The 11,431-nt window shown below is 71.7% G+C and carries 10 protein-coding genes; 5 read left to right on the forward strand and 5 right to left on the reverse strand.

Annotated features, from left to right (window positions below):
* The first annotated feature begins 159 nt into the window (after window positions 1-159).
* Window positions 160-1,758 carry an MBL fold metallo-hydrolase gene (locus D7Y13_RS30055; RefSeq protein WP_120585557.1) on the forward strand — a complete coding sequence of 533 codons (1,599 nt, stop codon included), beginning with the start codon at window positions 160-162 and terminating at the stop codon, window positions 1,756-1,758.
* On the opposite strand, the gene D7Y13_RS30060 is transcribed toward D7Y13_RS30055, so the two are convergent.
* The gene (locus D7Y13_RS30060) at window positions 1,695-2,750 is read right to left on the reverse strand and encodes a hypothetical protein (RefSeq protein WP_233595908.1); all 1,056 of its coding nucleotides are present in this window, start codon (window positions 2,748-2,750) and stop codon (window positions 1,695-1,697) included. The genes D7Y13_RS30055 and D7Y13_RS30060 overlap by 64 nt on opposite strands.
* A gap of 237 nt (window positions 2,751-2,987) precedes the next feature.
* Here D7Y13_RS30060 and D7Y13_RS30065 point away from each other — a divergent pair, with 237 nt between their 5' ends.
* Both D7Y13_RS30065 and D7Y13_RS30070 read left to right on the forward strand, forming a co-directional pair.
* Window positions 2,988-3,809 (forward strand): methylase, encoded by an 822-nt coding sequence (locus D7Y13_RS30065; RefSeq protein WP_120585559.1) that lies wholly within the window; start codon window positions 2,988-2,990, stop codon window positions 3,807-3,809.
* 299 nt (window positions 3,810-4,108) lie between these two features.
* On the forward strand, window positions 4,109-5,431 hold the full coding sequence (locus D7Y13_RS30070) for a carboxylate--amine ligase (protein ID WP_199732936.1): 1,323 nt from the start codon (window positions 4,109-4,111) through the stop codon (window positions 5,429-5,431).
* A 10-nt stretch (window positions 5,432-5,441) separates the two neighbouring features.
* Here D7Y13_RS30070 and D7Y13_RS30075 read toward each other — a convergent pair whose 3' ends face one another.
* The 3 genes from D7Y13_RS30075 to D7Y13_RS30085 all read right to left on the reverse strand — a co-directional run bounded on the left by D7Y13_RS30075 (window position 5,442) and on the right by D7Y13_RS30085 (window position 8,237).
* Window positions 5,442-6,887, reverse strand: a complete 1,446-nt coding sequence (locus tag D7Y13_RS30075; protein ID WP_120537032.1) for a type III PLP-dependent enzyme domain-containing protein — start codon at window positions 6,885-6,887, stop codon at window positions 5,442-5,444.
* Between the two features lie 13 nt (window positions 6,888-6,900).
* On the reverse strand, window positions 6,901-7,761 hold the full coding sequence (locus tag D7Y13_RS30080) for a glycosyltransferase family 2 protein (protein WP_199732937.1): 861 nt from the start codon (window positions 7,759-7,761) through the stop codon (window positions 6,901-6,903).
* Between the two features lie 287 nt (window positions 7,762-8,048).
* Entirely contained in the window at window positions 8,049-8,237 is a 189-nt protein-coding gene (locus tag D7Y13_RS30085; protein ID WP_147444493.1) for a hypothetical protein, read from the reverse strand.
* Window positions 8,238-8,412: 175 nt separating this feature from the next.
* Here D7Y13_RS30085 and D7Y13_RS30090 point away from each other — a divergent pair, with 175 nt between their 5' ends.
* A complete protein-coding gene (locus D7Y13_RS30090; RefSeq protein WP_120537035.1) occupies window positions 8,413-9,171 on the forward strand; it encodes an arginyltransferase in 759 nt (252 codons plus the stop codon).
* On the opposite strand, the gene D7Y13_RS30095 is transcribed toward D7Y13_RS30090, so the two are convergent.
* Window positions 9,172-10,074, reverse strand: coding sequence for an alpha/beta hydrolase (locus D7Y13_RS30095; RefSeq protein WP_233595909.1), 903 nt, complete (start codon window positions 10,072-10,074; stop codon window positions 9,172-9,174).
* Window positions 10,075-10,368: 294 nt separating this feature from the next.
* On the opposite strand from D7Y13_RS30095, the gene D7Y13_RS30100 reads away from it, so the two are divergent.
* On the forward strand, window positions 10,369-11,431 hold a 1,063-nt coding region (locus D7Y13_RS30100), incomplete at its 3' end, for a glycosyltransferase (protein ID WP_244222389.1).

Genomic DNA, 11,431 nt, shown 5'->3' on the forward strand with positions numbered 1-11,431 from the left:
GGGTGGGCCATGGGTGCGGCGGAGGGTAGCGGCGTTCGCGGGCCCCCCACAACCGGCGGTGGCCTCCCGGATGCGGGCGACCCGGCGGCCCGTCGCTGCCCGCGCCGCGAGGCTCGCGGACCCTTGCAAGGGGCGACCGGCCGTGCGACGTCGCGGTGCATGCGACTCACCCTGCACCGTGGTGTCAGCCTGGCCGTCCTGGCCTCCGCGAAGACGGAGGCCGACCACCATGAGGACCTGGGGTGCAGCATCCAGGGACCCACGGCGCGTCCGGTGCGCCGCGCACAGCTTCCGCTCAAGCGGCACATCGCCGCGCTGGGCCGCGAGGGCGCGCTGCGGGAAGCCGACGCGCTGGTGCGCTGGCTGGAGGACACGCCCCGCTATGCCGCGCTGTGCGTGGGCACGAAGCGGCGCATGGGACGGCGCGTGCTGCGCGAGGACGTCCTCTTCCCGGATCCGCTTCTCCACCGTCCCCGCGTGCTGCACCTGCGCCAGGAGTCGCTGGGCCTGGACGTGCCGGTGCGCGCGAAGGAATGGCCGGTGGTGGCGGACCTGTTCGCCGCGCTCGCCCGGGGTGCGACGCCGGAGGAACTGCGCGGCCTGTCCGTCGCGCCGGTCGTGGACGAACTGTTGGGGGACCTGTCCCAGGCCGGCTGGCTCGTGCGGCACGAGGGACCGGTGGACGTGCCCGGACCGGGGGCCCTCTTCGTGGGGCACAACACGGTGCTGGTGGCGGGCAGGGAAGGGCGCGTGCTGGTGGATCCGTACTTCCGTCCCGCCGGAGACGCGGACCTGCCCGGCTACGCGCCGATGCAGGCGGGCGACCTGGGGCGGGTGGACGCGGTGGTCATCACGCATTCGCACGGAGACCACTTCCACCTGGGCTCGCTGCTGCCGCTGCCCCGCGATACGCGCATCTTCGTGCCGACGGTGGTGCGCGAGAGCCTCTTCTCCACGGACTGCGCACTGCGGCTCCAGCAACTGGGCTTCACGCGCGTGGAAGCGCTGCGCTGGGGCGAGACGCGGCAGGTGGGCGACGTGACGGTGCGCGCGCTGCCCTTCCACGGCGAGCAGCCCACCGATGGCGAGGGGCCGCACCCAGGCCTCTTCAACGAGGGCAACACGTGGCACGTGAGCACGCCGGACTTCTCCTCCGCCTTCTTCGCGGACGCGGGCCATGACGTGCGCGGGGACATGGACGCGGTTTGCCGCAAGGTGCGCAAAGCGCAGGGCCCGGTGGACGTGCTCTTCTGCGGCGTGCGCGGCTTCCGGCTGCCACCCATCTTCTTCGGCTTCACCACGCTGGATGCCTTCCTCGTCAACGTGCCGCGCGACGCGCTCACGACGCCGCAGCGGTTGATGGCGGGGCCGGAGGAGGCGCTGCGCTACGGTGCGTTGCTGGGCGCGCGCTACGTGGTGCCCTGCGCGGACGGAGGCGCCCCCTGGTACTGGCGCGAGGGCATGGGGCCCCGGTACGAGGGCTATCCGGGTGAGCCCGTCACGGGCGCCAGTTCGCTGGATGAGAACCCGGACGCGGATCCGTATCCGGAGCGTCTGGCGGAGGTGCGCAAGGCCCAGGGCGAGGGACCGAAGGCGCTCCTGCTGCGGCCCGGGGAGTCGCTGAAGTGGCGCGGGGCCCGGTCGCCGGAGGTGCGGCGCACGCCCGGCTTCGAGTGGCCCTTCGGGGACTGGCGTCAGCCCGCGGCGGAAGTCCCACGGCGCAGCAAGCCGCGCACGCGCCAGAGGGCGCCCAGGTAGAGGAGGCCCAGGGCGACGAGGCAGGTGATGCCCAGCGCCACGTACCGGCGGATGAGGTGGCTGATGTTCCAGCCGTAGGTCTGCACCAGCCGGGTCGGGTCGCTCAGGCCCGAGCCCTCGTTCCGGCCGAAGGGGATGCGCTCCACGTGGGAGAGCGCGGCCCACCACTGCTCGAAGCCGTCCATGAAGGCCGCCGCGCCAATGACGATGAAGCCCCAGCGCAGCGCGTTCCTGCGCAGGGAGTGCTCCGGGGGCACGTAGAAGGTGGCCATCAGCGCCGTGCCCAGCACCATCATCCCCGCGTCACCTCCGAAGGTGACCAGGGACCGGCCCTCCCGGTGGTCCAGGCCCAGCGTGCCCACGGCCTGCGCCAGGAGCAGCACCGCGCCCGCGCCCAGCCACGTCCACTGGCGACGCTTCCAGCCCTGATACGTCAGGGTCCCCAGCAGGCCCGCCAGGACCAGCGGGATGAAGACCGAGCGCTCCTCCGACACGGACGTGAACCACAGCGAGGGGGTGGCGCTGAAGCCGCAGAACCACGCGGTGACGGCGTGCCCCAGCTCATGCACGGGCATCGTGAGGAAGATGCGCATCAGGGCGTGGAAGCCCGGCGAGCGCACCGCGAGGGAGGCGATGAGGAGCGCCGCGGGAAGGACCCACAGACGCAGCCGCGCCTCCAGGACGTCCTCGCCGTTCGTGGCCTCCGCGTGGAAGGTGATGCCTTCCAGGGCGGCGTCCTGCGTGGGCCGCGCCGCGCTCAGGGGCGGCACGAACGTGGGCGCGGTGTGGGCCTCCAGGGCCTCGCGCAGCGCGAGCCGCTGGTCCTCCGCTTCACTCAGGGCCGCGTCCCGTTTCGCGGCATCGCGTGCTTCGGCCTGTCGGGCGGCGGCGCGTGCTTCCGCGCGCAGGTAGATGACGCCGCACGCCGGGCACTCGGGTCCGTCCGCGCGCATGGCGCCACAGCGGGGGCAGGAGGCGGATGGAGGGTTCACGGGCCTCCGACTCTAGGTGCGACGCCGGACGGACGAAAATCCGGGCGGTGCGGCGGACCTGCGGGCCTTTAGGCCCGGGAGCTGTGGGCGGACGGAGGCAGGGCTGACGCCGAACACCGGGGACGTTCGCTCCACTCGCGGCCGTGGACGGCACTGGGGGCCCGGTCACCGTGTTCGCGGGCCACGGAGCGGACCGGGGCCCTTGACGTCCCGGCGACGCTCGCCCATGTCCAGGGGATGGCCGACGCCGAGCTGGACATCCGCACGCGGGGACGCACCGCTCCCGGGCGCCTGCGCGCGCTGGATGCGTACCTGTGCCGCTTCGAATCCGCGCTCCTCACGCGCCAGGACGACGCCTGGGCGCGCGCTGTCTTCGTGGACGTGGGCTTCGGCGAACAGCCCTGGACGACGCTGGAGAGCGCCGCGGCGTTTCGCACCCTCAACCCGGAGCTGATCGTCGTGGGCGTGGAGCTGGACGCCGAACGGGCCGGGGCCGCCGCGCGCACGCACGCGGATGCGCGCACGCACTTCCGTGAAGGTGGCTTCGCGCTGCCCCTGTCACCGGAGGAGCCCGCCCGGCTCGTGCGCGCCATGAACCTGCTGCGCCAGGGGCCGCAGGAGCGCATCCCGGAGGCGCACCGCGCGCTGACACGCCCGCTGCTGCCTTCGGGCCTGCTCGTGGAGGGCAGCTCCGACACGGACGGGGCGGTGCTCGTGGCCCACCTGCTGCGTCGGGCTCCGGATGACGCGGCCCCCGTGCGCGAGAGCCTCCTGTTCCACACCGACTTCTCCCGGGGCTTCGCACCCCTGCTGCTGCGCGACTGGCTGCCCCGCGACCTGCGCCGCCGCGTCCGACCGGGCGAGCCCGTGCACGCCTTCTTCCAGGCCTGGGAGTCCGCGTGGAAGGCCGCGCGCGCCGCCGGCCACACCGCGCCGCCGGAGGCCTTCGCGGAGTCCGTCCTCCGACTCGCGACGACGACCCCCGGGGTCGCCACCGATGCCTGGCTGCTGACCCAGGGGTGCCTGCGCTGGAGCCCGCCCGGCGGCATTCCTGGCTGACGGAACGCCGCTGCTTGGGGGTGCAATCGTCGCGGGGAGCGATCGCAAGCGCAGCGGGAAAAGGTATTCTGTCCGGAATTGCCCTCCGGGGGTCACCCGGGCTTCCGGAAGGCAGACGGCTCGACATGAACAGGCACCTTCTGACGCTTCTCACCGCGGGGCTGATGGCCAGCACTTCGGCCGCCGGTACCGCCCCCCCTGATGCGGGGGGCAGTCGCCTGGGGCAGCGTCTCCGACAATCCCGTCGTTCCTCCTCGCGCCCCCGTGGCGGGGCCGACACCGCGAATCTGGAGCATGAGATGGAAGAGGCGGCCTTCTCCGATGAGGCCCCCGCGGCAGTCATCGCGGCCCGTCCCCCCGCGTTGCTGTTCTCCGCCAACTTCTACGGCACCCTGGCCGCGGCGCGCTGTCTGGGACGCCATGGCGTGGACGTGACGGTGGCGGACACCGGGCGGTTGGGCCCGGCCAGCTATTCGCGCTTCGTCAGCCGCCGCGTGCAGTGCCCGCCGGAATCCCAGCCGGAGGCCTTCCTCCAGTGGCTGGTGGACTTCGGCCTGCGTGAGCCCGTCAAGCACGTGCTCTACCCGACGAGCGACGAGCTGGCGTGGCTCATCGCCGCGCACCGCCCCAAGCTGGAGGACCTCTTCCACCTCTATGACCCGGGCGTGGACGCGGTGTACGGGCTGCTCAACAAGCGCCGCCTCTACGAGGTGGGCACGGAGGTGGGCCTGCACCTGCCGCGCACCTGGTTCCCCCAGTCGGAAGCCGATCTGGAGCAGGTGCGCCGCGAGGCCAGCTTCCCCGTCCTGCTCAAGCCCACGACGCAGATCCTCCACGCCACCCACCGCAAGGGCCAGCCGGTGTCGTCCCCGGAGGACCTGGCGCGCGAGTACCGCGAGTTCGCCCGCGACACGTACGCGCCCATGCTCGTGAAGTTCGACCCGGCCGTCGTGAACCCCATGGTGCAGGAGTTCCACCCCGAAGCCGCCGAGGGCATCTACAGCCTGTCCGGCTTCGTGGATGAGTCCGGCGAGCTCTTCGAGGCGCGCGCCGCCATGAAGGTGCTCCAGCGCCCGCGCAAGCTGGGCGTGGGCGTCTGCTTCGAATCCGCTCCGCTGCGCCCGGACCTCGTGGCGGGCCTCACGCGGCTGTGCCAGCGGCTGGGCTACCACGGCGTCTTCGAGGTGGAGTTCATCCAGACGAAGGACTCCTACCTCCTCATCGACTTCAACCCGCGCTTCTACGGGCAGATGGGCTTCGACATCGCGCGCGGGCTGCCCCTGCCGCTGCTCGCGTACCACGCGGCCACGGGCAACCGGGAGGCGCTCGCGAACGCGGTGGCGGACGCGCGCGCCGTCAGTGCCCGGCACGACGAAGAGGTGTTCTGCAACCGCATCGCGCTGGAGATGCTGCTCAACCTCCAGCGGCTGTCCGGCGCGCTGCCGGCCACCGAGGCCCGGCAGTGGCGCCAGTGGCTCAACACCCACCGGGAGAAGGCGGTGGATCCGCTCATCGACCGGGACGACATGATGCCCGCAGCGGTGGAGCTGGCCACCATCGCCTACGGGTCCGCGCGCCACCCCCGCGCCTTCCTGCGGATGATGGTCTTCAACCGCAGCTGACGGGCGGCTGCTAGCTGGCGGCGCGAGCGGGGACGGAGGCCGGATCATCGAAGGTGATCAGGTCCTCGTTCTGCTCCGCCCGGCGCAGCACGCGCACCTTCCCGCCCTCCACGCCCACGATGGCCGGCTGCGGGAAGGAGAAGGACGTGCCGAAGGGCACGAAGTACGCGCCCGCGTCCATGATGGCCAGCGTGTCGCCCACCCTCAGCTCCGGCAGCCGCACCGCGTGGTACAGCGTGTCGCCCGGGGTGCAGATGGGGCCCACCACCGTGTACGCCCGGTGCGCGGGCGCGTCCGGCCGCTCGACGTGGAAGAGCTGGTGGTACTCGTTGCGCACGCACTCCGCGTGGTTGATGCCCATGTCGAGCACCGCCCAGGTGCGCTCGCCGCCGTCCTTCAGCGCGTGCACGCGGCCCAGCAGCAGCTGCGTGTTGCCCGTCATCGCGCGGCCCGGCTCCAGGAAGATGCGCGGACGCGCGCGGCCCCTCTTCGCGTAGTGCGCTTCCACCTGGGACACCACCTTCGCCACGTAGCGCTCGATGGAGAGCGCCGCCGCGAAGTCCGGCGCGGGCAGGTCGCGCTGGAAGGTGAGGTTGAGCCGCCAGTCCTTGTTCTCGATGTGCTCCACCGTCGGCGTGCAGAGGCTGCCGCCCAGGTCCAGCACCTCCAGGTCCAGGCCCAGCTCCCGGTGCAGCTCGTCCGCGAAGTCCAGCACGGCGCCGACGAAGCCCTCCAGCTCCGCTTCCGTGCGGATGAGCTCGCCCCGGTGCGCGTGCAGGCCCACCACGTCCAGCGTCCCCGCCGCCAGCGCCTTGCGGTACGCGGCCAGCGCCATGCCGCCCGCGATGGGCGTGCCGAACTGCGACGTCCAGCCCTGCGCCGTCGTCACCCGCACCGCGACGCGCGGGCGCTTGCGCAATTCCTGCGCGTGCCGCGCAAAAACGTCCAGCTCCTCCACGTGGTTCGCCGCCAGCAGGCCGATGCCGCGCGTGATGGACTCGCGGATGGACGCGTCCGACTTCACCGGGCCGTTGTAGACGATGCGCTCCGGCGCCACGCCCAGCTTGAGCGCGAGCCACAGCTCGTAGGCGGAGATCACCTCCGCGCCCACGCCCTGCGCGTGCAGCGCGGACAGCACGCCGGGCACGGGGTTGGTCTTGTAGGAGTAGTAGACCTCGCAGCCGCCCGCCGCGCCCGGGGGCACCGCCTGGAACGCCGCCGCGTTGCGGTGGAGCGCCGCCAGGTGCACCACGTGCAGCGGCGAGCCGTGCTCCTTCACCAGGTCCGTCAGCGACACGCCCTCCAGCAACAGCCCCTGGCCGGGGCGCGACTCCAGGCTCCACGTCTCCGGGGGGAGGAAGGCGCGCGCGGGGGCCATCACGCGCTGCACCACGGGCCCCAGGGTCTGCTTCAGCTGCCGCTTGGCGGTTCCAACGAGACGACGATGCAGGCTCACGGTGGGGACTCTTTCAGGAAGCGCGGGGCAGCTTGAGGGGCAGGTAGCGCGTCAGTTCAAAGCGCTTCTTCAGCGCGCGCGTGGCCAGTTGCAGGAGCCGGTACTCCAGCTCCCCGTGCTCACGCCGGTACTTGTTGTGGATGATGGCGTTGGACTCCGCCACGGACTTCTCCACCTTCTCGCCCTTCTTGCCCAGGTCGTGCATCAGCGACGGCTTGCCCACCCGGTAGTTGAGGATGGGGCGGTTCACGTAGACGTGGCCGTAGCGGCGGATGCCGCGCATGTAGAAGTCCACGTCCTCGTAGACGGGGATGTTCGGATCGAACCCGCCCAGCGGCTGGAAGTAGTCGCGGCGCACCATGCACGCGGAGTTCACGTACAGCGTGCCCAGGAACAGGATGTGCGCCACCGTCCACGCGCTGTTGGGCGTGGTGGCGCCCACCCTCGCCACGCGCTCGAAGTAGCTGCTCTTGTCCTCCAGCCACTCCGGATCCTCGCTGAAGGGCACCACCCAGCCCACCGCGACGCCCGCGTCCGGCCGAGCGTCCAGGGCGGACACCATCGCCTTCAGCGCCCCTTCGGCCAGCAGGTCGTCGTCGTCCAGGAAGTGCAGGTAGCGCCCCCGGGCCAGCGTGGCGCCGTGGTTGCGCACCAGCGCGGGCCGGCCCTTCGACGGCACGTCCTGCTTGAAGTAGCGCACGCGCTCATCGCCAATGGCCTGCACCGCCTGGCGAGCGGTGCCCTCGGGCGAATCGTCCAGGACCAGCACCTCCACCTGGACGCCTTCCTGACGCAGCGCGGAGTGGATGGCCTCCACCACTTCCTTCTCGCGCTTGTACGTCGGCATCACCACCGAGACGTCAATCTGGGACATGCCGGACTTATACCGGTGGCGGCCCACGACTGAGAAGCCAGCCCGGGGACTCCTTGTCCCGGACGACCTGGAGCGACGGGACATTCTGCCTCAGGGGCGTTGCGCCCCATGTCCGCCCCTGTGTCCGGCGCTACCCGCCCGCTTCACCGGAGAGGGAGCATCCAGCCATTCCTCCCGGTTTCTCGGAAGTTTCTACTGTGTCGCCGGCCGTGGAACCGGCAGGTTTTGCGGTCCTGACGCGACAGGATTGCCACACCGTGGCCGCCCGCCCGCCCCCCTGCGCGGCGTCAGAAGCTGGCGACGGCGAAGTCGAACCCGTCGTCGAACGCGTCCGCGTCCCCGGGCAGGTCCCCGACGGAGGCGATGAAGGGCTCTGGGGCGTCCTCCTCCGAGAACGCGTCGCCGTGAGCGGACAGCTCGGTCTCTTCCACCGGGTCGAGCGGCAGCCATCCGGGAAGCAGTTCCTCGCGGGCCATGTGCATTCTCCCTCTTCCGCAAGCAGTACGGCGTCAGCCGGTGACTTGCAGTCGGTGTGCCACCCTCGATACGGAACGGATCACCGGAATGGGTCGTTCCCGACGGGGGGTGGGTCGCCGACCAGGCAGGCACTGCTTGACGGAAGGACGCCGGGCCGACAGGAAAGGAACACCGATGGCCGTCCTGCTGGCACACGAAATCGAAGCTCCGCGTCCGTGCAGCTACCTGCCGGGGCGGCAGGCGTCCCTGGAGACGCTGTTGATGCGCAACGTCACGCCCCGGGAGTACGAGCACCTGCTCGTGCGGGGGTGGCGCCGCTTCGGGCCGCAGTACTTCCGGCCCGCGTGCGTGGGGTGCCAGGAGTGCGTGTCCCTGCGGGTGTCGGTGGAGGGCTTCCAGCCCAACCGCAGCCAGCGCCGGGCCCGGGCGGCGTGCGCGCACCTGCGCGTGGAGGTGGGGCCGCCACGCGTGGACGAGGAGCGGCTCGCGCTCTACCGCGCGTGGCACGCGGAGCGGGAGACGGTGCGCGAATGGGACCCTTCGGAGCTGGGCGAGCGCGAGTATTCGCTCCAGTTCGCCTTCCCGCACCCGTCCGCGCGCGAGGTGGCCTGGTACGACGACAGCGACCCGGCGGGCCCGAAGCTGGTGGGGCTGGGCCTGTGCGACGAGATGCCGCGCGCGTGGAGCGCGGTGTACTTCTTCTACGACCCCGCGTATTCGCGGCTGTCGCTGGGCAAGGCGAGCGTGCTCTTCCAGGTGGAGCTGGCGCGCGAGCGGGGCATCCCGTACGTCTACCTGGGCTACCGCGTGCTCGCGTGTGATTCGCTGCGCTACAAGGCCGGCTTCCGTCCGCACGAGCTGCTGGAGGGCCGGCCCGCGATGGATGAGCCCCCGCACTGGCGGGCCGCGTCGCAGACGCCCGACACGCCCTGATCAGGAGCCGCCGAGCAGCGCCGCGTCGAAGAAGTCGCGCAGGCGGCGCGCGTACTCCTCCGGCGCCTGCTTCGCGTACCCGCCGTGGTGCGCGCCCTTCACCACCCAGTACGACTTGGGTTCGCACGCGGCCTGGAACATCGCGTCCTGGAGGAACGCGGGTGCGTACTCATCCACGTCGCCGTTGATGAGCAGGAGCGGCCGGCCCTTCAGCTCGCACAGGCGCGCCATGGGGTCCACCGCGTCCACGTCCACGCCGGACAGGCGCATCGTCCAGAGCACCGGCTGCACGCTCAGCGGCCCCCACTTCCCGTAGCTGTAGCGCGTGTCCGCGACCAGCGACGGGTACGCGCCCGCGGCGGCCACCGCCTTGAGGCGGGCATCGTCCAGGGCCTCCAGGAGCGCGGTGGTGCCGCCCATGGAGAAGCCCAGCACGCCCAGCCGCGACGGCTCCACGTCCGAACGCGCCGACAGGAAGTCCACCGCCGCGCGCAGGTCCTCCCGCTCCCGGTCGCCCCAGGTGACGAGGTCTCCGTCGCTCTCACCGTGGCCGCGCGAGTCGAAGAGCAGCACGCCGTAGCCCGCGCGCGACAGCGCCTCCGCCTCGAAGAGCATCTGCGTGCGGTTCTCCGCGAAGCCGTGCATCACCACCACCGCCGCGCGGTTGCGCGACGGCACGTACCAGCCGCGCAAGCTCAGCCCGTCCCGCGTGCGCAGCGTCACGTCCGTGCGGGCCGGGAGCGTCGCGTCCCCCAGCGGCTTCAACGCCTGACGCGCGGGATGCAACACGGCTCTGGCCGTGCGGACGTTGCGGTACGCGATGACGGCGGCCAGCGCGAGGACACCCGCCAGGACGAGCGCGAGGAGGCGGGCAGGGCGGACGAGGGGGATGGGTTTCTTCACGGGGATGGATTGTGAGCCTATATCCAGCCCCGGGTCCCCCGACAGGCGTCCACGGGGAGGGCGCCGAAGGGCCCCGTCGCCCTGTGTCACGAACCCGCCCGCCGGGCGGCCGTGCCCGTGTTTCAGTCACGAGAAAACGCAGGGCCCGGAGATCCAAAACCATGGCGTCATTCAATTGTCCGCTGAGTGGCGCGCCCGTGCGGCCTTCGCTACCTATGGCAGGGTGCGTGGGCTAATGATCCACGGGTGATTCAACGGGTGGGCCCGTCGGACGGTCGCGAACCGCACGGGAGGATGAAAATCATTTCTTTCCGGGAAGCCCAGACATTGAACCTGCGGGCGCAGCGAGACATGACGGCCTCGGCACCGGCGCCCGGCAGGCGGCGCGTGTTGTTCACGCTCGTCTTCATGGGCACGGGCGGCATCGAGCGCTCGGTGTGCAACGTGCTGGCGGGGCTGGACCGGGAGCGGTTCGACCCTTCGCTGTTCTTCCACCACGGGCCGCCGCCGCCGGACACGCGCGACCGCATCCCGGCGGACGTGCCCATCTCCTGGGGCGTGGGCATTGAAGCGTACCGGCGCTGGGAGCTGCCCCGGATGCTCTGGAAGCTCTTCAACGAGGCGCGCAAGGCGGACATCATCGTCTCCGGGCAGGAGGGCCGGGCGGCGCTCTTGGCGCGGATGGCCGGGGCGATGCTGGGCAAGCCGGTGCTGGGGATGGTGCACTTCGACTGGGGGGCGTTCCACCGCGAGCAGCCGCGCCGGCAGCTCTGGGGTCTCAAGGTGCTGTACCCGGGCATGGACCGCATCGTGGCGTGTGGCTACGACTCCGCGAAGGCGTTCGCGGAGCTGGTGAACGTGGACCGCGAGCGGCTGGAGGTCATCCCCAACTTCGTGGACGCGGAGCGGGTCCGCGTCGCCGCGCTGGCCCCGCTGCCGCAGTGGGCCCAGGCCGTGTACCAGAAGCCGGTGGTCATCGCGGTCGGAAGGCTGGAGCCGCAGAAGTCCTTCGACGTGCTCATCCGCGCCCATGCCCGGATGCAGGCGGCCGGAGCGGACACGCACCTGCTCATCCTGGGGGTGGGGTCGCTGGAGGAGGAGCTGAAGGCGCTGGTGAAGCAGCTGGGCGTGGAGGCCTCCGTGTTCATGCCCGGCTTCGCGGACAACCCGCATGCGCTGATGGGGCGGGCCACCGCGTTCGCGCTCTCCTCGCGCTTCGAGGGCCTGCCCATGGTGCTCCTGGAGGCGCTCGCGCTGGGGTGCCCCATCGTCAGCACGGACTGCCCCTCCGGCCCCGCGGAGGCGCTGGATGGGGGGCGGGCGGGGGTGCTGGTGCCGCTGGGGGACGACGCCTCCA

The sequence above is a fragment of the Corallococcus praedator genome, assembly GCF_003612125.1.
Classification (GTDB): domain Bacteria; phylum Myxococcota; class Myxococcia; order Myxococcales; family Myxococcaceae; genus Corallococcus; species Corallococcus praedator.

Excerpts from the sequence above, each read along its gene's own strand:
- D7Y13_RS30055 (WP_120585557.1), top strand. The coding sequence starts at position 160 with ATGCGACTCACCCTGCACCGTGGTGTCAGCCTGGCCGTCCTGGCCTCC.
- D7Y13_RS30065 (WP_120585559.1), top strand. The coding sequence starts at position 2,988 with ATGGCCGACGCCGAGCTGGACATCCGCACGCGGGGACGCACCGCTCCC.
- D7Y13_RS30070 (WP_199732936.1), top strand. The coding sequence starts at position 4,109 with ATGGAAGAGGCGGCCTTCTCCGATGAGGCCCCCGCGGCAGTCATCGCG.
- D7Y13_RS30080 (WP_199732937.1), bottom strand. The coding sequence starts at position 7,761 with ATGTCCCAGATTGACGTCTCGGTGGTGATGCCGACGTACAAGCGCGAG.
- D7Y13_RS30085 (WP_147444493.1), bottom strand. The coding sequence starts at position 8,237 with ATGGCCCGCGAGGAACTGCTTCCCGGATGGCTGCCGCTCGACCCGGTG.
- D7Y13_RS30090 (WP_120537035.1), top strand. The coding sequence starts at position 8,413 with ATGGCCGTCCTGCTGGCACACGAAATCGAAGCTCCGCGTCCGTGCAGC.